The sequence below is a fragment of the Stenotrophomonas pavanii genome, assembly GCF_900101175.1.
GTDB classification, from domain to species: Bacteria; Pseudomonadota; Gammaproteobacteria; order Xanthomonadales; family Xanthomonadaceae; genus Stenotrophomonas; species Stenotrophomonas pavanii.
Genome location: NZ_FNFQ01000002.1, coordinates 1 through 21,287 on the forward strand (window position 1 = coordinate 1; position 21,287 = coordinate 21,287).

At 67.5% G+C, this 21,287-nt stretch carries 20 protein-coding genes; 4 read left to right on the forward strand and 16 right to left on the reverse strand.

The window, feature by feature from the left end; all coding sequences use genetic code 11:
* The 14 genes from BLS66_RS03425 to BLS66_RS03490 form a co-directional block, all read right to left on the reverse strand.
* Positions 1-501 (reverse strand): flagellin N-terminal helical domain-containing protein (locus BLS66_RS03425; RefSeq protein ID WP_462442516.1); only part of this gene is annotated, 501 nt, incomplete at its 3' end.
* A gap of 72 nt (positions 502-573) precedes the next feature.
* Positions 574-1,791 (reverse strand): flagellin, encoded by a 1,218-nt coding sequence (locus BLS66_RS03430; RefSeq protein WP_053463213.1) that lies wholly within the window; start codon positions 1,789-1,791, stop codon positions 574-576.
* A 397-nt stretch (positions 1,792-2,188) separates the two neighbouring features.
* Positions 2,189-3,391, reverse strand: coding sequence for a flagellar hook-associated protein FlgL (flgL, locus tag BLS66_RS03435; protein ID WP_053463212.1), 1,203 nt, complete (start codon positions 3,389-3,391; stop codon positions 2,189-2,191).
* Positions 3,388-5,268 carry a flagellar hook-associated protein FlgK gene (flgK, locus tag BLS66_RS03440; RefSeq protein WP_064238486.1) on the reverse strand — a complete coding sequence of 627 codons (1,881 nt, stop codon included), beginning with the start codon at positions 5,266-5,268 and terminating at the stop codon, positions 3,388-3,390. Before flgK ends, flgL begins: the two co-directional genes overlap by 4 nt.
* An 8-nt stretch (positions 5,269-5,276) precedes the next feature.
* Entirely contained in the window at positions 5,277-6,476 is a 1,200-nt protein-coding gene (gene flgJ, locus BLS66_RS03445; protein ID WP_074725089.1) for a flagellar assembly peptidoglycan hydrolase FlgJ, read from the reverse strand.
* A gap of 1 nt (position 6,477) precedes the next feature.
* Positions 6,478-7,614 carry a flagellar basal body P-ring protein FlgI gene (locus tag BLS66_RS03450; RefSeq protein ID WP_053463209.1) on the reverse strand — a complete coding sequence of 379 codons (1,137 nt, stop codon included), beginning with the start codon at positions 7,612-7,614 and terminating at the stop codon, positions 6,478-6,480.
* A 2-nt stretch (positions 7,615-7,616) separates the two neighbouring features.
* Complete coding sequence (flgH, locus tag BLS66_RS03455; protein WP_049467794.1) at positions 7,617-8,309, reverse strand: flagellar basal body L-ring protein FlgH; 693 nt, start codon at positions 8,307-8,309, stop codon at positions 7,617-7,619.
* Positions 8,310-8,331: 22 nt separating this feature from the next.
* Complete coding sequence (flgG, locus tag BLS66_RS03460) at positions 8,332-9,117, reverse strand: flagellar basal-body rod protein FlgG (RefSeq protein ID WP_005416457.1); 786 nt, start codon at positions 9,115-9,117, stop codon at positions 8,332-8,334.
* A gap of 103 nt (positions 9,118-9,220) precedes the next feature.
* Positions 9,221-9,970 carry a flagellar basal body rod protein FlgF gene (locus tag BLS66_RS03465; protein ID WP_049467791.1) on the reverse strand — a complete coding sequence of 250 codons (750 nt, stop codon included), beginning with the start codon at positions 9,968-9,970 and terminating at the stop codon, positions 9,221-9,223.
* A gap of 32 nt (positions 9,971-10,002) precedes the next feature.
* Positions 10,003-11,226, reverse strand: a complete 1,224-nt coding sequence (gene flgE / locus BLS66_RS03470; RefSeq protein WP_049467789.1) for a flagellar hook protein FlgE — start codon at positions 11,224-11,226, stop codon at positions 10,003-10,005.
* A 32-nt stretch (positions 11,227-11,258) separates the two neighbouring features.
* Entirely contained in the window at positions 11,259-11,942 is a 684-nt protein-coding gene (locus BLS66_RS03475; RefSeq protein ID WP_049467786.1) for a flagellar hook assembly protein FlgD, read from the reverse strand.
* Positions 11,943-11,965: 23 nt separating this feature from the next.
* Positions 11,966-12,373: a flagellar basal body rod protein FlgC gene (flgC, locus tag BLS66_RS03480; protein WP_074725090.1), complete on the reverse strand. Its 408-nt coding sequence runs from the start codon at positions 12,371-12,373 to the stop codon at positions 11,966-11,968.
* Between the two features lie 3 nt (positions 12,374-12,376).
* Positions 12,377-12,772: a flagellar basal body rod protein FlgB gene (flgB, locus tag BLS66_RS03485; protein WP_049467779.1), complete on the reverse strand. Its 396-nt coding sequence runs from the start codon at positions 12,770-12,772 to the stop codon at positions 12,377-12,379.
* A 138-nt stretch (positions 12,773-12,910) separates the two neighbouring features.
* Positions 12,911-13,855: a chemotaxis protein gene (locus BLS66_RS03490; RefSeq protein ID WP_049467776.1), complete on the reverse strand. Its 945-nt coding sequence runs from the start codon at positions 13,853-13,855 to the stop codon at positions 12,911-12,913.
* A 260-nt stretch (positions 13,856-14,115) separates the two neighbouring features.
* Between BLS66_RS03490 and flgA the strand changes: the two genes are divergently transcribed.
* From flgA to BLS66_RS03510, 4 genes are all read left to right on the forward strand, one after another.
* The gene (gene flgA / locus BLS66_RS03495; protein ID WP_057494230.1) at positions 14,116-14,772 is read left to right on the forward strand and encodes a flagellar basal body P-ring formation chaperone FlgA; all 657 of its coding nucleotides are present in this window, start codon (positions 14,116-14,118) and stop codon (positions 14,770-14,772) included.
* Between the two features lie 75 nt (positions 14,773-14,847).
* Entirely contained in the window at positions 14,848-15,153 is a 306-nt protein-coding gene (gene flgM, locus BLS66_RS03500) for a flagellar biosynthesis anti-sigma factor FlgM (RefSeq protein ID WP_074725091.1), read from the forward strand.
* Positions 15,150-15,488 (forward strand): flagella protein, encoded by a 339-nt coding sequence (locus tag BLS66_RS03505; protein ID WP_049467768.1) that lies wholly within the window; start codon positions 15,150-15,152, stop codon positions 15,486-15,488. The genes flgM and BLS66_RS03505 overlap by 4 nt, the downstream gene beginning before the upstream one ends.
* Before the next feature lie 90 nt (positions 15,489-15,578).
* Positions 15,579-16,799: an ATP-binding protein gene (locus BLS66_RS03510; RefSeq protein WP_074725092.1), complete on the forward strand. Its 1,221-nt coding sequence runs from the start codon at positions 15,579-15,581 to the stop codon at positions 16,797-16,799.
* Positions 16,800-17,378: 579 nt separating this feature from the next.
* Here the strand turns inward: BLS66_RS03510 and BLS66_RS03515 are convergent.
* Positions 17,379-19,151 (reverse strand): EAL domain-containing protein, encoded by a 1,773-nt coding sequence (locus BLS66_RS03515; RefSeq protein ID WP_049467766.1) that lies wholly within the window; start codon positions 19,149-19,151, stop codon positions 17,379-17,381.
* A 4-nt stretch (positions 19,152-19,155) separates the two neighbouring features.
* The gene (locus BLS66_RS03520; protein ID WP_053463205.1) at positions 19,156-21,258 is read right to left on the reverse strand and encodes a sensor histidine kinase; all 2,103 of its coding nucleotides are present in this window, start codon (positions 21,256-21,258) and stop codon (positions 19,156-19,158) included.
* Positions 21,259-21,287 lie beyond the last annotated feature (29 nt).

The following is a 21,287-nucleotide window of genomic DNA, read 5'->3' on the forward strand; positions in this document are numbered from 1 at the left end:
GGCCTTGGCATCGATGGTCTTGTCGATGGCGATGGCCTGGCCGGCGTTGGCGCCGACCTGGAACAGCTGGCTGGAGAACGAGCCGTCCAGCAGCTTGGTGCCGTTGAAGTCCGACTGCTTGGCAACGCGGTCGATTTCGCTGACCAGCTGGGTCACTTCGGCCTGCAGCGCCTTGCGGTCGCTGGCCGAATTGGTGGCGTTGGAAGCCTGCACCGACAGCTCGCGGACGCGCTGCAGGTTGTTGCCGATTTCGGTCAGCGAACCTTCGGCGACCTGGGCCAGCGAGATGCCGTCGTTGGCATTGCGGATGGCGACGTCGGTACCGCGGATCTGCGTGCCGAAGCGCTCGGAGATCGCCAGACCGGCGGCGTCGTCCTTGGCGCTGTTGATGCGCGAACCGGAGGACAGGCGCTGGATGGTGGTAGCCAGCGAGCTGCCGCTGGTGCTCAGGTTACGCTGAGCATTCAACGACATCGTATTGGTGTTGATGACTTGTGCCATGAGGAGAGGTCCTTGAGCGGTTGCACGTGAGTTGGGTTAGACGCCCCCGACGTGCCCCGGGGGCGGCTCATGTCAGCGCTGCAACAGGCTGAGCACGTTCTGCGGTACCTGGTTGGCCTGGGCCAGCATGGCCGTACCGGCCTGCTGCAGGATCTGGGTGCGGGTCAGCTCGGCGGTCTCCTTGGCGAAGTCGGTATCGCGGATGCGGCTGCGCGATGCGGACAGGTTCTCCGAGGAGGTCTGCAGGTTGGCCACCACCGAGGTGAAGCGGTTCTGGATTGCGCCGAGGTCGGCGCGGACGCTGTTGACCGATTCCAGGGCCTTGTCGACGATCGACATCGCCTTCTGTGCGCCTTCGGCGGTGGTGACGTTCAGGTCCTTGACGAAGCTGACCGCTGCACCGGTCAGGGTGCCGCCGTTGGTGCTGGTTTCGGTCAGGCCCAGGCCGGCGATGGTCGCAGCGGTGGCGCCGGCCGGCGGGGTGGCCGCGCTGACGCCCAGGGCGAAGGTCTGGCCGTCCTTGACCGAGGCCAGGCTGATGACGCCGGCATTGACCGAGGCCACCACACCGGTTTCACCCAGCTTGTTGTTGATCGCCGCGGCGGTGGCCGAGGTGATCGACTCGCCGGCCTTCACGGTGAAGTCGCTGATGGTGACCGTGGTGGCGGTGCCGCCCGGCGGGGTCACCGAGACCTGCAGGCCGGAGTAGGTGGTGTCGGCCGTCGCCTTGTCCACCGCCAGTGCGGTGCCGGTGTAGCCGTTGGCGAAGGTTGCCGCGCCCAGCGAATCGGCCTTGGCATTGACCACGCTGTTGATCGCGATGGCCTGGCCGGCGTTGGCGCCCACCTGGAACAGCTGGCTGGTGAAGCTGCCATCGAGCAGCTTGGTGCCGTTGAAGTCGGCCTGCTTGGCGACGCGGTCGATTTCCGAGACCAGCTGGGTCACTTCGGCCTGCAGTGCCTTGCGGTCGCTGGCCGAGTTGGTGGCGTTGGAGGCCTGCACGCCCAGTTCGCGGATGCGCTGCAGGTTGTTGCCCACTTCGTTCAGCGAACCTTCGGCGACCTGGGCCAGCGAGATGCCGTCGTTGGCGTTGCGGATGGCCACGTCCAGGCCACGGATCTGGGTGGTGAAGCGCTCGCTGATGGCCAGGCCGGCCGCGTCGTCCTTCGCGCTGTTGATGCGCAGGCCGGACGAGAGGCGCTGGATGGTGGTAGCGAGCGAGCTGCCGCTGGTGCTCAGGTTGCGCTGAGCGTTGAGCGACATCGTATTGGTGTTGATTACCTGTGCCATGGGGTCGTCTCCTCTTATATGGAACCCGTTGGTGAATGGAACGAAGCGCCGCCTGTTTTTTTGTGTGGCTGTGTGCTTCGCCGTTGCCAAATGAATAACGGCGCTTTGTCAACAACCTTTAGCCGTGAATTCCGTCGAAGCCAGAATTCGTTGCCTGAAGCTGTTTTCCCGGGGTTTTCAGCCCTGATGCCAGGGTGGAAGCGGCCCCGGGAGGGGCGGTCGGGCAGGGCCTGACCAGCGCTGATGAAGGTATCGGCGGGTTCGGGCCGGGCTTGATGGAGAATCACGGAAATCGGCCGGCGACGGCCAGGTGGCCGCGCAGCGGCGGGCAGGCGCGCAAACGAAAAAGGCCGCGATGCAGGGCATCGCGGCCTTTCGGGGTGACGCAGGAGAGGCGTCAGCGCAGCTTGTTGAACAGCGACATCGACTGCATCTGCGAGAAGATCGTCTGCGCCGCCTGCAACGCGGTGCTCTGCAGCTGGTACTGGCTCAGCGCATCGGCGTAATCCAGGTCGCGCATCTGCGACAGCGTGGTTTTCAGGGTCACGCCATTGGCCTCGCGCATGTCGGCGGCATTGTCCAGCGCCTTCAGCTGCGCGCCGCCCGCAGCGCGCGAATCGATCATCCGCTCGGACGCACGCGCCACGTCGCGCAGTGCGCTCTGCAACTGGTTCTGCTGCGCGGCCATCTGTGCAGGGGTGCCAGTGTCGGCGCCCAGCGCGGCCACCAGGTTGTCCATGGTGGAGAAGATGTCGCGGCTGCTGGCCGCCTGCACGTTGAAGCTGTCGCCGGCTGCCGGCGCGCCGGTGATGCGCAGGCGCACACCGTTCACTTCCAGGTCGTCGCCGGCCTTGTAGGTGCCGGTGCCGGTCACGTTGCCCGCACCGTCCACCACCTCGTACTGGGTGCCGGTGGTGAAGCGCACGCTGAAGCCCTGGCCGTTCCAGCTGTCGCTGCCGTCGCGGGTGATGTTGGTCAGCACGCCGTTGCCGGTGTTGCCGGCCGCGGCGCTGCCGTCGACGAAGCCATCGCCGGTGGGAATGCGCATGAAGATCTCGCTGCCGGGCAGCGCGTCCTTCACGTAGGTGTCCGGACCGACTTCGACCTGCCGCTGGGTCTGGTCGCCACGGTAGACCACCTTGCCGTTGATCTTGGCAAAGGGCGGGTCACCGTCGTTGGTGCCACCAAACACGTAGCGGCCGGTGCCATCATCAGCGTTGGCCAGTGACAGCAGGCCATCGCGGATCTGGTTGACCTCGGTGATCAGCGTCTTCTTGTCCGCCGCGCTCAGCGCCGGGTTGCTGGCCTGGATGGTCAGATCGTTGACGCGCGCCATCAGCTCGTTGACCTGCGCCAGGGTGTTTTCCTGCACGCCCAGGCGGTTCTGCACGTTGCCGGCATTGAGCTTCATGCGGTCCAGTGCGGCCAGGCTGCGGTCAAGGCCGACCGCAGTGCCGGCAGCCACCGGATCGTCCTTGGCGCTGACGATCTTGCTGCCGGTGGCGATCTGCTGCTCCAGGTGGCTGAGCTTGGCCTGCTTGGCCATCATCAGCGACACCGACTGGTTGAACATCATGCTGGTGGAAATACGGCTGCTCATCGGCGGACGGCTCCCAGGATGGTCTGGAACATGCTGTCGGCGGTCGAGATCAGCTGCGAGGCGGCCTGGTAGGCCTGCTGCAGGCGCAGCATGTCCGCCGCTTCCTCGTCCAGGTTCACGCCGGAGACTTCGTCGCGGGCTTCCTGCGCTTTGTCATTGATCACCAGCTGCGCGTCGAGCGAGTACTCGGCCGAGCGGGCGGCGGCGCCGACCTGGGTGGTCAGGCCCCCCAGCGCACCATTGAGTGTCACCGTTCCGGCGTTGAAGGCCTTTGCGCTTTCCACCTTGGCCAGCTTCGACGCGTTGCTGTTGTCCGACGAGCCGGCCGGGGTGGGGGTGATGTTGAACGTGTCGCCCACCTTCGGCGCACCGTCCAGCACGAAGCTCCAGCCGTTGGCACTGATGGTCTGGCCTGGCGTATAGGTCTGCGGCGGGCCACCGTCGATGGTGTAGGTGGTGGCCGAGGTGAACACGATCGCTGCCGGATTGCGCAGGTTCGCGTGGGTCGAATCGGTGACGGTTACACCGCTCAGCTTGCCGGTGCCGGTGTTGGCGGTGGCCGCTGCACCCTTGACGGCGGCGGCGGCGGCGATGCGCGACGGATCGGTGATCGCCATTTCCAGGCTGCCGGCCACCCCCGCGGTCGGCTGCAGCAGGAAGCGGTCGTTGGCCGCCGGCGTGCCGCCGACCACCAGCTGCACGCCGTTGATCACCAGCGGATCGCCGGCGGTGCCGGTGCCGGTCAGCGGGATGCTGGCACCGGTGTCGGCACGGCTGGCCTTCCAGGTGGTGCCATCGAACTGCAGCACCACGTTCTGCGCGTCCAGCTTGCCCAGGTCGCCATAGGTTGCGGTCAGGGTGCCGGTGCCGCTGTTGCTGTTGTTGGCGGTGACGCGCGGGTTGCCGATGTTGAAGAAGTCCCCACCCATCTGGCCATACAGGTCCACGCCCTGGTGGTGCACCTGGTTGAAGCTCTCGGCCAGGCCCACCGCCAGCTTGCCCAGTTCGGCCTGGGCCGGGGTCAGCACGGTGTCGCGGAACTCCAGCAGGCCGCCGATCTGGCCGCCGACTGCCTTCGGGTCGAGGCGGATGGTGTTGCCCTGGGTCTCCAGCGCCAACTGCAAGCGCTCGGGCTGGTACGGGTCGGCCACGGTGGTGACCTTGGTCGCCGTGGTACCCACCACCAGTGCGTTGCCGCCGGCGGTGTAGACATTCATGATGCCGCCGTCCTGGATCACCGCCGTGCCACCGGTGTAGCCGATCAGCTGGGTGATCAGCTGGTCGCGGCGGTCGAGCAGGTCGGGCGCCGCGGTGGCGACATTGGTGCCGATGGCGCCGTTGATCTGGGCGATCTCCTGCGCCAGGCGGTTGACCTCGGTGGCACCGGCCAGCAGGCCGTTGTTGACCTCGCTGTTGAGGTTGTTGAGGTGCGTGTTGAGCTGCACGAAGCGGTTGGCCAGTGCTTTGCCACCGTCGAGCATGTTCTGGCGGTCGGCGGTGCCGGCCGCGTTCGACGACAGGCCACTGACCGAATCGAAGAAGTTCGACCAGACGCCAGAGACATTCGTGGCCGCATCGGAGAACAGCGCGTTGACCCGGTCGGCCATGCCCGAAAGCTGTTTCAGGCGCGCCAGTTCACCACTGCTGTCGAGCAGTCGCGAGATCGCCAGCTGGTCGGCGGTGCGGCGGATGTCGGTGATACGGGTGCCGTTGCCGACCGTGCCATAGCCGTAGTTCTGCGGGTCGGCGGTGGCGAAGTTGACCTTCTGCCGGCTGTAGCCGGGCGTATTGAGGTTGGCCACGTTGTGGCTGGTGGTCGCCAACGCACGCTGGAAGGCGAGCAGGGCACCGGTACCGGTGGAAAGTACGCTGGACATGGGGTTCCTCAACGACGGGTGATACCCAGCGCCGCGGTCGCGGTGCTGGCGAAGGTCTGGCCAAGGCGCGAACCGGCGTCGGTCACGGCCGCTACGGCACGCTCGATGGTCGGGCCACCGGCAATCGCGGCGATCTTGGCTGCATAGCGCGGGTCAGTGGCATAGCCGGCGCGCTGCAGGCCACGGGCGAAGCCCTGCACATCGGTGCCGGCCTGCAGGGCCTGCTGGTAACGCGGGCTGGTCTTCAGCAGGCGCACATAGTCGGCAAAGCTCTCGGCGGGCGAGCTGTAGGCGCGGAAGCTGGCGGTTTCGTTGCGGCGCACGCCATCCACATACTCGTGGGTGCCGGCTTCAACGCGCTGGCCGCTCCAGCCGGTGGCCTTGATGCCGAACAGATTGTGCGAGGTGCTGCCGTCGGACTGGCGGATGTGGCGCTTGCCCCAACCGGTTTCCAGCGCTGCCTGGGCTACCAGCGCCCGGGCATCCACGCCCAGTTCCCGGGCCGCGCTCTGCGCGTGCTGCCAGATGCTGGCGACGAAACCCTCCGGCGTGTGCTCGCCGAGCTGGGCGACGGCGGTCCGGGTGGCCAGCGCGTCGACCGGGCTGACGGCGGTGCCGCGGTTGCTGGCCGTGGCCGACCATTGATCGTTGTTGGCGGCCCAATTCTGGCCCTGCAGGCTGCCCATGTACGGATCCTCGGTGCCGAGCGAGCGATGCAGGCCGCTGCTTTCGCGGCCGGCGATCAGGTCCAGCGCCTGCTCCATCGGTGCCAGCGCGGCCTGCGCACCGTGCTGTGCGCCGGCCGCCATCTGCTGCAGCATGCGCACGGCCTGGCTGCCATCTTCCAGCGGCAGCGACGGTGCCGGCTTGTCCGGCGCGTTGAGCTGGTAGGCGCGGCTGGCCTTGGCCGGATCCACGCGGGTATCCAGCGCCGGGCCGTCGGCGGCCTGGCCGGACAGCTGGCGGCTGATCATGCCCGACAGCCCCAGGCCCTTGCCGCGGGTCATCGCCTCGGCGATCTTCTGGTCGTACATGTCGCGGAACGTCTTGTTCTCGCCGGGAAACAGCGAGTCGCCGAAGCTGGCATCGCGCATGCTCTTGACCAGCATCTGCGCGAACTGGCCTTCCAGCTGGCGTGCGACCTTGTCGATCTTCGCCGGATCGTTCTGCTGCGCCGGGTGCAGGTCGAATGCGGGATTGATGCGCATGTCAGATCACCTCGAGCTCGGCACTCAGTGCGCCGGCCTGCTTCAGGGCTTCCAGGATCGCGATCAGGTCACCCGGCGCCGCACCCACGGCGTTCACCGCGTGCACGATCTCGTCCAGGGTGGTGCCGCCGCTGAACTTGAACATGCGGCTGCCGTCATTGGTGGCGGTGATGGTCGACTGCGGGCTGGCGACGGTGCGGCCGCCGGACAGGGCATTGGGCTGGCTGACGTTGGTGTTTTCCTGGATCGTCACCGTCAGCGAACCATGCGAGATGGCAGCAGGGCCGACCCGTACCTGCTGGCCGATGACCACCGTGCCCGTGCGCGAATTGACCACGACCTTGGCCGGCGCGCTGCCCGGGGTCAGTTCCAGGTTCTCGATGCGCGCCAGCAGGCCGATGCGCGCGCCCGGATCGGTCGGCGCAGTGACCGCGACCGTCACGCCATCGATCGCCCGCGCGGCGCCTTCGCCGAACGCGTTGTTGAGCGCGGCGACCATGCGCGAGACAGTAGTGAAATCGTTGTTGTGCAGGTTCAGGGTGATGTCACCGCCGTTGGCCAGCGGATCGGGCAGGGCGCGTTCAACGGTGGCGCCGTTGGGAATGCGGCCGACGCTGGGCACGTTCACCGAGACGCGCGAACCATCCTTGCCCTGCGCACCGAAGCCGCCGACGATCAGGTTGCCCTGCGCGATCGCATAGATCTGGCCATCGGCGCCGCGCAGCGGGGCCATCAGCAGCGAGCCGCCGCGCAGCGACACCGCGTTGCCGATCGAGGACACGGTGATGTCGATCGGCTGGCCCGGCTTGGCGAAGGGCGGCAGCTCGGCATGGATCGCCACCGCCGCCACATTCTTCAGCTGCGGGTTGACGTTCGGCGGTACGTTCACGCCCAGCTCGCCGAGCAGGTTCTTCAGGCTCTGCACGGTGAAGGGCGCCTGGCTGGTGCGGTCGCCGCTGCCATCCAGGCCGACCACCAGGCCGTAGCCCACCAGGGCGTTGCCACGCACGCCGCCGACCTGGGCCAGGTCCTTGATGCGTTCGGCGCTGGCCGGGGCAGCCACGACCAGCAGCATCAGCGCGACGAACGACGCCACGCGGCGCTGCCAGGAAGAAGAGGAGAAGAGTTTCATGGCCATACTCAGAACGGCGTCAGGCCGGAATTGAAGAATCGGCTCAGCCAGCCCATCGCGTTGGACTGCGCGACCGGGCCGCGGCCGCCGTAGACGATGCGGGCCTCGGCCACGCGGCTGGAAGGAATGGTGTTGTCCTGGCTGATGTCGCCCGGGCGCACGATGCCCTGCACCTGCACCAGTTCATCACCCTGGTTCAGTCGCAGGTTCTTCTGCCCCTGCACCACCAGGTTGCCGTTGGGCAGGCGCTGGATCACCGTGACGGTGACGCTGCCCTGCAGGCGGTTGCTCTGCGCGCTGTTGCCCTTGCCGGTGAAATCGCGCTTGCCTGCTGCGGTGGCGCTGAGGATGTCCTTGCCGCCCAGGGTGACCGGCGCGCCGAGGATGGACGGCGTGCCCAGGCTCAGGTTCGATTCCTTGTTGGTGGCAGTGTTGGCACTGGTCTGCGCGGTGGTGTTTTCCAGCAGGGTGATGGTCAGCAGGTCGCCGACATCACGTGCGCGGCGGTCCGAGTACAGCTGCAGGGTGGGACCGGCGGCGTAGATCGCGCCGGCAGTCGGCGCGGCCTGCGGCGGCATGATCGGCTGGATCGGTGCCATCGCCGGGTAGGGGCGCACGTCGCCCGCGATCACGCAGCCACCGAGCAGGGCGACCACGGCGCAGGCGAGGGCAGTGCGGGCGAAGTTGGAAATGGGCGACATGGCGGTTTCCCGGTTGGGCCGGTCAGATCTTGTTGTTGAGGTAGCCGAGCATCGAGTCGGTGGTGGAGATCGCCTTGGCGTTCATTTCGTAGGCGCGCTGGGTTTCGATCATCGACACCAGCTCTTCGACCACGTTGACGTTGCTGCCTTCCAGCGCGCCCTGCACCACGGTGCCGAGGCCGTTCAGGCCGGGGTTGCCGTTCTGCGCCGGGCCCGATGCCGTGGTTTCCAGGAACAGGTTCTCGCCACGCGCCTGCAGGCCGGCCGGATTGACGAAGTCGGTCAGGGTCAGCGCGCCCACTTCCACCGACGCCGCGTTGTCGGCCATCTTCACGCTGATGGTGCCGTCGCTGCCGATGGTGACCGACTGCGCACCTTCAGGAATCTGGATGCCCGGCTGCACCGGGTAGCCGCTGTTGGTGACCAGTTCGCTGTCCTGGTTGATCTTGAACGAGCCATCACGGGTATAGGCCGAGCTGCCGTCGGGCATCTGCACTTCGAAGAAGCCGCGGCCGTTGACCATCACGTCCAGCGCGCGGCCGGTCTGCTGCTGGCCGCCCTGTTCGAAATTCTTGGCGGTGGCGACCACGCGAACGCCGGTACCGAGCTGCAGGCCGGTCGGCAGCTGGGTCTGCGCCGACGAAGAGCCGCCGGGCTGGCGTACCTGCTGGTACAGCAGGTCCTCGAAGCTGGCACGGTCCTGCTTGAAGCCGGTGGTGTTGGTGTTGGCGAGGTTGTTGGAAACCACCGACATGCGCATCTGCTGCGCATCCAGTCCGGTTTTCGCGATCCACAATGCCTGGTTCATCTTCGGTGTCCTGTCTGGGTGAAGCCGGCCGCGCGATGCGGCCCCTGGTAACGGGTGTGCAAGCGGTGTGCCAGCGCCGCGCCCGGGCGGCGCCGGAAATCCGTCAGCTGCCCAGGCGCAGCAGGCTGTTGGCACTGCGCGCGTTGTCGTCGCCGTGCTTGATCACCTGCACCTGCATTTCGTACTGGCGCTGCAGCTGGATCATCTGCACCAGCGCACCGGCGGCATCGACGTTGCTGCCTTCCAGCTGGCCGCTGTGCACGGCCGTGCCCTGCGCCGGGGCGAACGGCTGGCGCGGATCGGTGTTGCGGAACAGGCCATCCAGGCCGCGCTCCAGGCGCTCGTCCGGGGCCTGCACCACCTTGATCCGGCCGATCTGCGCCATCGTCTGCGGGCCTTCGCCCTGCGGGATGATCGAGATCGTGCCGTCGCCGCCGATCTCCATCGCCTGGTAGGGCGGAATGGCGATCGGGTTGTTGTTGTCATCCAGCACCGTGCGGCCGCCGGAAGTCACCAGCTGGCCGTTCGGCGTCACCGACAAGGCTGCGCCGCGCGTGTACGCTTCGCTGCCGTCGCTGGCCTGCACGGCCAGCCAGGTGCCGCTCTGCAGCGCGAGGTCCAACGGCTTGCCGGTGATGTGCTGCGCGCCAGGCCGGCGGTTGAAGCCGGCGTCGACGTGCAGCGCATCCACCCGCGAGGCAAAGCCCGGGCCGCGGATCGGGAAAGCTTCGGTGTTGGCCAGCGCTTCCTTGAAGCCGGGGGTGTCCGAGTTGGCGAGGTTGTGGCTGAGCGTTCCCTGCGCCTGCAGGGAGGCGCGGGCACCGGTCATCGCCACGTAAAGGGCTTTATCCATGCGGGGAGTTCCGTGACAGGGTCAGCAGCTCATCAACGGATGTTGATGACGGTCTGGGTGATCTGGTCCTGGGTGGTGATCATCTGCGCGTTGGCCTGGAAGTTGCGCTGCGCGGTGATCATGTTGACCAGCTGCTCGGTGAGGTCGACGGTGGACGCTTCCAGCGAGCCGGCCTGGATCTTGCCGAGGTTGGAGGTGTCCGGCATGCCGGTGCGCGGCGTGCCCGATTCGAAGGTCTCCACCCACAGGTTGTTGCCCTTCGATTCCAGGCCCTGCGTGTTGTTGAACGTGGTCAGCGCGACCTGGCCCAGCGGCTTGTCGTCGCCGTTGGAATAGCGGGCGTAGACCACGCCGGATTCGGAGACGGTGATTTCGTTGAGCTTGCCGGCGGCGTAGCCGTCCTGCTGGGTGTTGCGCAGCGCGAACTTCTCGCCGTACTGGGTCGAGCCGCTGATGTCCAGCGTCATGTTCAGCTGGCCGGCGCCGGTGGTGGGGGTGAAGGTGCCGAGGCTGACCTTGCCGTTGGCCGGGACGGTCAGCTTGCCGCTGTTGTCGAAGGTGACCGCAGTCGGGGTGCCGGCGGGCTGGCCATCGACGTAGTTGTGCACGGTCCATTCGTTGGGGTTTGCGCCCTTGACGAAGTACGAGACCTGGATGTGGCTCACGCCCAGCGAGTCGTACACGGTGATGCCACCGCTGGAATGGTTGTAGCTGTTGGAATCGGCCGGGTCGAAAGTCGCCACGGTCGGCTGCTTGGCATTGGCCGGCAGGGTGAAGCCAACCTTCACTTCGCTGGTCTGCTTCGGCGGGCTGTCGGTGGTCAGCAGCTGCAGGTCGACCAGGCGACCGGCATCGAAGTTGGTGCCATCGGCATTCGGCGCGAACACCTGCAGGCGCGCGCCCTGCGGGTTGACCACGTAGCCGGCCGAATCGGTCTGGAAGTTGCCGGCACGCGAGTACACACGCGAACCGTTCATGTTCATGGTGAAGAAGCCCTCACCGGAGATGGCCATGTCCAGGCTGCGCCCGGTCTGCTCGTTGTGGCCCTGGATGAACTGCTGGGCGACGTTGGAGACGCGCACACCCGAGCCGGTCTGGTTCTTCGACAGGCCATAGCTGGTGGAGGCGAACAGATCGGCGAACTCGGCGCGCGACTGCTTGAAGCCGGTGGTGTTGACGTTGGCGACGTTGTTGGCGGTGACGCTCAGGTCGGTGTTGGCGGCATTGATGCCGGACAGCGAGACATTGAAGCCCATGGGATGCTCCTGGTTGATGCGGGATGTGCGGCTCAGCTGACGCGGAGCACGTAGTCGATCGGGGCCGTGCCCAGGCCCTTGAGGTTCAGGTACAGGCCGTCGGAACCGACGGTCACGCTCTCCACCGGCGCCTGCACGTAGGTGGACAGCTTGGTGCTCTTGCCGGCGGTATCGACATGGTTGGCGACGATGGAGTACTTGCCCGGCTCCATGCGCTTGCCGTTGGCGTCCTTGCCGTCCCACTGGAAGGCGGTTTCGCCGGCGGCCGTGGCTTCCACGCTCAGCGAGGTGACCTTGGCGCCGTTGGCATCGGTGATGTCCACGGTGATGATGCCGGCCGACGGTGCCGCCACCGTGCCTTCGACGCTGCCTTCCTTCTCCAGCACCAGCTTTTCCGACGGGACCAGCACCTGGTGGCCGACCAGCGCCGCACCACGCAGCACCTGGTCACTGGCCATCGATTCCTGGAAGCCCTTGACCGTCTTGTTCAGATCGGTGATGCCCTGCACGGTGGACATCTGCGCCATCTGCGCGACCATCTGCGTGTTGTCCATCGGCTTCAGCGGATCCTGGTGCTGCAGCTGCTCGGTCATCAGGCGCAGGAAATCGGCCTGGTCGAGCGTGTTCTTCTTTTTCGTGGCGTTGCTGTTGGGGGCGTTCAGGCCCAGCGCGGAGTACACGTCCTGGCTGGTCTGGTTGTTGACGGCGGTGGTCATGGCGGTATCCGGTGCGGCGGGCCTCAACGGCCCATGGTCAAGGTGGCCAGGGCCAGTTCCTTGGCGGTGGTCAACATCTCCACGCCGGCCTGGTAATTGCGCGAGGTCGAGATCAGGTTGACCATCTGTGCGACCGGATCGACGTCGGGCTGGTAGATGTAGCCGTCGGCGTCGGCCAGCGGGTGGCCCGGCTCGTAGCGCTTGATCGGCGCGGCCTCGCTCTGGGTGATCTCCTTCACCTTCACCGAGGTGATGTTCGGATCGTCCTTGCTGGTGACGGCCTGGAAGATCGGTTCCAGCGGCTTGTACACGGCGTCGGCGGAACCGGCGACGGTGTGGGCGTTGGAGAGGTTGGAGGCGATGGTGCTCATGCGCACCGACTGCGCCTGCAGCGCGGAACCGGCGATATCGAAGATCGGCAGGTTGCTCATGGCTTATTGCCCCGTGATCGCGGTCAGCATGGAACGCACCTTGCTCTCGACGAAGCTGAGCGAGGCGCGGTACTCAAGAGCGGCGCGGCCATAGGCGGCACGCTCGGCATCCGGATCGACGGTGTTGCCGTCCAGGCTGGGCTGCACGCCTTCGCGCGCGATCTGGAACGGGTTCAGGCCACTACTGATCTCGTAGTGCTGCTCATGGGTGGTGGCCATCAGGCCGTTGGCATCCTGCCCCTGGGCGTGGCGCAGGGCGGCATCGAAGTCCAGGTCCTGGGCCTTGTAGCCGGGCGTATCGGCATTGCCGAGGTTGCTGGCGATCAGCTTCATCCGCTGTTCGCGCAACGGCATGGCCTGGGCGTGGACGCCCAGGTAGTCGGAAATCAGGTTGCGCACGGTGCACTCCCACGGGAACGTTGCCCGGGAAGCTGCAAGGGGTGTGCCAAATTCGAGGGGGTAGTGCCGGCCGCTGGCCGGCTCCCCGATGGATCTGCGGTTGCCGGCCAGCGGCCGGCACTACCGGATCAGTGGCTGTCAGGCCGCCATCGCCACCTTGCGCAGGCGGTCCAGCACGAAATCGGCCAGCTCGTGCGGCGAGTACTTGGCGACGAACGCGTTGGCGCCGACGCGCTCGACCATGGCGTTGTTGAATACGCCCGACAGCGAGGTGTGCAGCAGCACGTACAGGCCGGCCAGGCCCGGGTGGCGCCGGATTTCCGTCGTCAGCGTATAGCCGTCCATGGCCGGCATCTCGATGTCGGAGATGACCATGGCGTAGCGCTCGGCCGGGTTCTCGCCGGAGGCGTGCACCTGCAGCAGGTGGTCCAGTGCCTGCTTGCCGTCGGAGAGCAGCGTGGCGCCCACGCCCAGCTGGTCCAGCACGCTGCGGATCTGCTGGCGGGCCACGCGCGAGTCGTCCACCACCAGTACCTGCAGCTGCGGCCCGTCGGACGGCATGGCCATCGCCGGGTCGAGCACCGCTTCGCCGCGCACCTGGGCGATATCGGCCAGCACGCTTTCCACGTCGATCACCTGGATCAGTTCGCCCTGGAAGCGCGTCACGGCGGTCAGGTAGCTGGATTCGGCGCCAAGTTCCGGCGGCGGGTGGATGTCCTCCACCGCGATGTTGACGATGCGCTCGACGCCGCTGACCAGGAAGCCCTGGATCGAGCGGTTGAACTCGGTGACCACCAGGTAGCCCGGCGAGGTATCCGCATCGGGCTCGCGTTCGGGGTGGCCGATGGCCAGGCCCAGGTCCAGCACCGGCACCGAGCGGCCACGCACGTCGGCCACGCCAGCGAACTGGCTGGGCAGCCCGGGCACCTGGAACAGCTCCGGGCGCCGCAGGACTTCCTGCACCTTGAAGACATTGACGCCAAAAAGCTGACGTCCGCCGAGACGGAACAGCAGCAGCGCCAGGCGGTTGTGGCCGGCCAGTCGGGTCCGCTGGTCGATCCGGTTGAGCAGGTCATGGGACATGGCTGCTGTATCGGCGTGGCAGTGGCGGAACTTGAGGGCGTTCTGCCGCCCGCGCGGCCCGCACCGCGTTTGTAGAGTCGACTGTCAGTCGACTGCGCTTCGATCCGATCACGGGAAACCCCGCGCTTCGCGCGAAAGTCGACTGTCAGTCGACTCTACCCATCCGGTCGCATCCCCATCCCGGATCCGATCAACGGGCCCCGGCGCTCTGGCACACCCCTTGCACGCTGCTGGGCCAGATCCCATCGACAGGAGGCGCCATGCGCCGGGTCACATCGCTGTTCGCCATCGCGCTCGCCCTGGCCGCGCCGTGGGCGGGCGCCACCGACTGGCAGCCGGTGGCCAGCATCCGCACTGCGGCGCTGTCGACGCTGCCCGCCGGCAGCGAAGGCGAGGCTCAGGTGGCCGATGCGCTGCGGCTGCCGAAATGTGGCGGTGCGTTGCAGGTGCAGCCCACCGCCAACACCACGGTGGAGGTCAGTTGCCCCGATGCCGGCGGCTGGCGGCTGTTCGTGCCGGTGAAGGTGCGGCGCAACCAGACCGTGCTGGTGCTCAACCGCGGAATCGGCGCTGGAGAAACCCTAACGGCCGCCGATATCACTACTGCCCAGCGTGACGCTGCCCGGATTGCCGGTGCGGTGCTGTCCGATCCGAATGCTGCGATCGGCCGCATTGCCCGCCGTCCGTTGCAGGCCGGAGCCCTGCTGTCGAACAACGATCTGGTGGTCCAGCGTCTCATCAAGCGAGGAGACAATGTGGCCTTGGTTTCGCGTCGCGGCTCGGTCGAGGTCCGCATTGCCGGTCGCGCGATGGGTGATGCCGGTGAGAACGAGCGGGTCTCGGTGGAGAACCTGTCCTCGCGGCGGATCGTGCAGGGCACGGTCGACGCCGCAGGTGACGTAATCGTGGCGCGTTGATTTACCGCAAAATATCCCTAAAGATCACGGCCCTGCGGCCGTTATCCCTTGTGAACGGCAACTCCAGGACACCCCATGAGCCAGAAAATCGACGGCAACCTGCAGGTCCCCCAGGCCCTGCGCAGCGTGACGACCCCGGCCCCCAAGCCCGGCGTCAGCACCGATGCGGCGGCACGCCCGGTCGAGGCGGCCGACAGCCTGCGCCTGACCGGCGAGGCCACCAACCTGCAGGCGATCGAGCGTGAGCTGACCACCGCCCCGGCGATCGACGCCCAGCGCGTGGCGGCCGTGCGCGAGTCGCTGCAGAACGGCACCTACAAGATCAATCCGGACGCGATCGCATCGCGCATGCTCGATCTGGACCAGCAGCTGCGCGGATGACTGCGGCGATGAGCGAGCCGCTGCAGCGTCTCGCCCAGGCCCTGGACGTTGAGCGCCAGGCCCTGGTCGAGCACGACGTGCACGCCCTGATCCGTGCCACCGGTGCCAAGCTGGAAGCGCTGCGTGCGCTGGAAGGCGCGCCGCCGGTGGGCGAGGGCGAACAGCTGCAGGAGCTGGCCGAGCGCAACCGCGCCAACGGCGTGCTGCTGGCGCGCCGCCGCCGCGAAGTGAACTGGGCACTGCGCCAGCTCGGCCGCACCGAAGACGCCTCGGCCTACGACGCCAAGGGCCAGTCGCACACGGTCAGCATCGGCCGGCCGCTCGCCGTCGCCTGACGCGACGGCGATTCCACACTGCTTCCCTGCGGGCTGAACCCCGCTGCGTGACCGCGTATATTGGGCGCCTGTTCGAACGCCCGAGTCGCCGTGTCCGCTGCCAACGCCCTGGTTACCGCCCCCCTCCCGCCGCAGCCGGTGCTGCAGGCCCTGCTTGAGCGCCTGCGCGAGGGCCTGCTGCTGTTCACTGAAGACGGGCAGGTGGCCCTGGCCAACCCGGCCGCGCAGAACCTGCTGGCCAGTGGCGAGCACGGTGGCCTGCCGCCGCCGCAGCGCCTGCGCGAACTGCTGCCCCCCGATGCGCTGGAACATGCACGCCAGCATGGCCACTGGAATGGCAGCCTGCCGCTGGGCGAGGGCGTGGTCATTGCCCACCTGTACCACCACGGCCCGGTCGGCGAAGGGCATTTCCTGGCCCTGTTCCGCCACATCGAGGGCCAGGAAGATTACGAACGCGAACTGCAGCAGCGCCACGCCGAGCTGCGCCAGGCCTACCTGCGCCTCAATGGCACCCAGGAGAAGCTGCTGCAGTCGGAGAAGATGGCGTCGATCGGCCAGCTGGCCGCCGGCGTCGCGCACGAGATCAACAACCCGATCGGTTACGTGCACTCCAACCTGGGCAGCCTGCAGGAATACCTGCGCAGCCTGTTCACCGTGATCGAAGCCTACGAGCGCGCCCTGCGCGCGCCGGACCCGAAGGCGCTGATTCCGGAAATCGACGATATCCGTGACCGCCTGGACATCGATTTCATCAGCCGCGATCTGCCGCAGCTGATGGCCGAATCCCGTGAGGGCATCGAGCGGGTGACACGCATCGTGCGTGACCTGAAGGACTTCTCGTACTCTGGCCGCGACGAGTCGTGGAAGCTGGTCGACCTGCACGCCGGCCTCGAGTCGACCATCAACATCATCTGGAACGAACTCAAGTACAAGGTCACCCTGGTGCGCGAGTTCGGGCAGCTGCCGCTGGTGGAGTGCCTGCCGTCGGAGTTGAACCAGGTCTACATGAACCTGCTGCTCAACGCCGGCCATGCCATCGCCGAACGCGGCACGATCACGGTGCGCACCGACGTCGAGGGCGATCACGTGTGGGTCGAGTTCGAAGATACCGGCGGTGGCATCTCGCCGGAACTGCGCCAGCGCATCTTCGATCCGTTCTTCACCACCAAGCCGGTGGGCAGTGGCACGGGCCTGGGCCTGTCGATCTCCTACAGCATCATCAACAAGCACCATGGCCGCATCGACCTGGACAGCACCCCGGGCGTGGGTTCGCGCTTCCGCGTCGTGCTGCCGATCAAGCAGCCGCGCTGACCGCTTCCGGTCGTGCCGGCCGCTGGCCGGCAACCTCATTGAACCGGACATCCCAGAGCAGCCGGCTCTACCCAGGCCAATCGGTCGTGCCGGCCGCTGGCCGGCAACCTCGTTGAAACCGGCCACCCAAAGCACCCGCCCAGCGGCCGGCTCTACCGGGGCCAATCGGTAGTGCCGGCCGCTGGCCGGCAACCCCATTGGAACCGGACACCCAGAGCAGCCGGCCAGCGGCCGGCTCTACCAGGACCAATCGGTAGTGCCGGCCGCTGGCCGGCAACTCCATTGGAACCGGGCACCCAGCGCAGCCGGCCAGCGGCCGGCTCCACCGGGGCCAATCGGTAGTGCCGGCCGCTGGCCGGCAACCTCATTGAACCGGACACCCAGAGCAGCCGGCCAGCGGCCGGCTCTACCTGGGCCAATCGGTAGTGCCGGCCGCTGGCCGGCAACCTCATCGAACCGGACACCCCAAAGCAGCCGGCCAGCGGCCGGCTCTACCGGGGCCAATCGGCTGGCCGGCCACCTCATCGAACCGGACACCCAGAGCAGCCGGCCAGCGGCCGGCTCTACCGGGCCGCATCGTCACCGCGGCGGGCGATCCTCACCGCCGTCTCCGCTTTCCACCTGCACCGGCCCGGCATTGCTGCGGCGCTGCTCCTCGTACGTGCGGAACGCCTGGTGGATGTGCTTGCGCAACTCGTCGTCGTTCCACGGCTTGGTCAGGAAGCGATAGATCGCGCCGCGGTTGATCGCATCGGTCACCGTGTTCAGATCGGTGTAGCCCGACAGCACCAGGCGGATCGTATCCGGGTACAGCATCTTCACCCGGCCCAGGAACTCGGTGCCGCTCATGTCGCTCATGCGCTGGTCGGACAGGATCACCTGCACGTCGTTGATCGCCAGCAGGTCGAAGGCATCGCGCACGTTGCCCGCCGCCAGGATGCGGTAGCCGTCGCGGCGGAACAGGCGCACCAGCGAGCGCAGCACGTTTTCCTCGTCATCCAGCAGCAGCAGCGTCCGGTCCGGGCGCGTTTCGGCGAAGGCTTCCGGGCGCAGGTAGCGGCGGCGCAGGGTCATGCCGGCGGCATCGGCCGACATCGGCTCGCCGAACAGGTAGCCCTGGAACACGTCGCAGTCGTTGCGGCGCAGGAAGCCCAGCTGGGCCTGCGATTCCACGCCGTTGGCGATCACCGTCATGCCCAGCTGGTGGCCCATCGCGATGATCGCGCGGGCAATGGCCGCCTCGCGGTTACCGGCCGGCGCGCTCTTGATGAAGCTGCGGTCGATCTTCAGCTTGTCCACCGGGTAGCGCACCAGCGCGCTCAGGCTGGAGTCGCCGGTACCGAAGTTGTCCAGGCTCAGGCTGATGCCTTCGTTGCGCAGGTTGGCCAGCGTCTCATGGACGAAATTGACGTTGTTGGTCAGCGCGCTTTCGTTGATCTCCAGCGTCAGCATGTGTGCCGGCACGCCGGCGGCCTGCAGCAGGGACATCACCTCGGCGAAGAAGTTGGGCCGCAGCAGCTGCAACGTGGACACGTTCACTGCGATGGTGAAGTCATCAAAGCCCTGGTCGCGCCACAGCCGGGCCTGCTTCAGCGCGCCTTCCAGTACCCAGGTGCCGATCTGCACGATGATGCCCAGGCGCTCGGCGGTGCGCATGAACCGCTCCGGCACCAGCATGCCCAAGGTCGGCGACTGCCAGCGCAGCAGCGCCTCCATGCCGACCACGTGGCCGTCGCGGGCGCTCACCAGCGGCTGGTAGCGCAGCTTCAATTCGCCATTGGGAATGGCGTCGACGATCTGGCGCGCGATGATGCTCTCGCTGTGCGCGCTCGGCGGGGTATCCACCGCATGGATGCGCACGGCATTGCCGCCTTCGCGGGCGGCCTGGTACAGCGCATCCTCGGCATGGTCGAGCAGGCGCGAGGCGCTGCTGGCATGCTCCGGGCACAGGCTCACGCCCAGCTTGCCGGTCATGAACAGCGTGTACGGCAGCACCGACAGCGGCAGTTCCATCTGCTGGCGGATCTCCTCGGCGAAATCCTCCGGCAGCGGCACGTCGTCGGTGCGTGGCACCGCGATCAGGAACTCGTCGCTGCCATGCCGCCACAGCTTGCCGCGCCCACGCAGGTAGGACTGCAGGCGCTGGGCCACCAGCACCAGCGCCTGGTCGCCCACTTCGGCGCTCATGTTCTCGTTGACCGATGCGAAGTGGTCGATGTCCACGTGCATCAGCATCAGCGCGATGCCGCCGGAGGCCGCCTCGGCAACCATTGCCTGCAGCTCGGGGTTGCCGGCGCCAAGGCGGTCGGGAGCATCATCGATGCTGACCGGGGGCAGGTTGGAATTCCACATAGGCTCAGTATTCCGGTGAATCGACGGCGGCCATGCAGGCCGCCTGGTAGGGAAGATGGACGTCGACCAGGGTGCCTTCGCCATGCGCGGACTCGATCCGCACGTGGCCGCCGACGCTCTGCGCGCGCTCGCGCATCACGATCAGGCCGAGGCCGCGCGGGCCATCCGGATCGAAGCCCTCGCCATCGTCGCGGATCTGCAGGTGCAGGCCGCGCTGGCCGACATCGCGCAGCTGCAGCAGGACCTGGCTGGCGCGCGCATGGCGCAGCGCGTTGGTCAGGCTTTCCTGGGCAATGCGGAAGCAGGCCTGTTCGATGCTGTTGTCCGGGCGATGCGGCAGCGGTTCGATCTCGGCCAGCAGCTCCACCGGCGAAGAGCGGAACAGCACCCGCGCCTGCCAGCTCAGCGCCGCCTCCAGGCCCAGTGCATCCAGTTGCGGTGGACGCAGCAGGGTCGAGATGTCGCGCAGCTTGGCCACAGTGGTGTCGGCCAGGCTGACGATCTGCGCCAGATCTTCGCCGCGACGCTGCGGATCATCCTCGTCCTGCGCCGCGTGCGCGGACAGCTTGATCGCGGTGATGGCCTGGCCGATGTCATCGTGCAGGTCGCGCGAGATCGCGCGCCGCTCGTCCTCCTGCAGCGAGAACAGCCGCCCGGCCATCGCCTGCAGTTCGCGGTTGCTGGTTTCCAGCGCGCTGCGCGTGCGTTCGGAATCGCTCAGGTCGCGCACGATCAGCAGCTTGCAGTCGCGGCCGCCGTAGCGCACTTCGCCCACCGCCAGGCCGGCGTGGAAGCTGCGGCCGTCGGCACGCTGCATCGCCACCACGCTGCTGTGGCCCGGCCCCAGGTGGGGCTGGCCGGCGCGCAGCTGGCTGCGCACCCGCGGCAGGTCTGCGGCAGCAACCAGTGCCGACAATGGCTCGCCCAGCAGGGTATGGCTGCCATAGCCGAACAGGCCGGCGGCCCAGGCATTGGCGTACAGCACATGTTCGTCGGACAGGATCACCACGCCGTCGGGCAGCACCCGCACCAGCTCGCGGAACTGCTCCTCGCGCTCGCGCAGCAGGCGCCGCGACTGCTCGCGCTCGGTCACGTCCTGCAGCGTGCCCAGCACGCGGCTGCGACCGGCTTCATCGATGCCACTGGCCGCGCGCAGGTGCACCATCAGCGCGCGCCCGTCCATCGACAGCAGCGGCAGCAGCACGTCCACCTGCACCGGCTCGCCGCAGCACAGCTCGGCCAGCAGCTGTTCGGTCTGGGTGGCGGTGGCCGGGTCGGCCGGGACCAGCAGTTCGTCGAAGCGGTGCCAGCGCCGGGCCTCGGGCGGGCGCCGGCCGAGCAGGCGATAGACCTGGTTGGAATAGCGTCCCAGCCCGGTGGACGGGTCCAGTTCCCAGGCGCCGATGCGGGCCAGTTCGTGGGCTTCCTCCACCCGTGCCAGCGCCTGGTCGCGACGCAGCTGGGCCAGGTCCTCGGCAGTGCGGTCGATGGCGATCAGCAGGCGGGCGTTGTGGCCGTCGTAGCTGATGGCGTTGGAGCGCAGTTCCATGTGCCGCAGCGAGCCATCGCGCAGCTGCAGCTGCGCGCGCAGGATGCACAGCGCCTCGGGCGCCTCGCGGATCGCCTCCAGCTTGGTCTGCAGCGCCTGGTCCTGGCCCGGTGGCCACAGCGCATCGATGGTCTGCTCCAGCAGTTCGTCACGGTCCCAGCCGAACGCGCTGCAGGCGGCGGGATTGGCATCGAGGATCGCCAGCGTGTCCAGGTCATAGACCAGGATCGGGCCGGGGTTGCCCTCGAACATCTGGCGCAGGCGCAGCTCCGAGGCCTGCTGGCGGGCATGGGTGTGCAGCACGTGTTCGGCCAGCGGCCGCAGCAGCAGATACAGCAGGCCTGCGCTGGCCAGGGCGAAGAACGAACCCTTCAGGCCCTGCCACAGCGCCGCCCGCTGCGGATCGGGCACCAATGCCTGGACCACGCTGTCGGTGGAGATCATCCAGGCCAGCGCCATCACCAGGTAACTCAGCACCACCCGCCGGCGGTCACGGCTCAGCGCCTGCGCCATCCGCGGGTCGGGAACAGGGGCGTTGCCGGTGGGGTCTGCGGGCATGGGCGGGGCGGGTGACAGGGGCGCCGGTC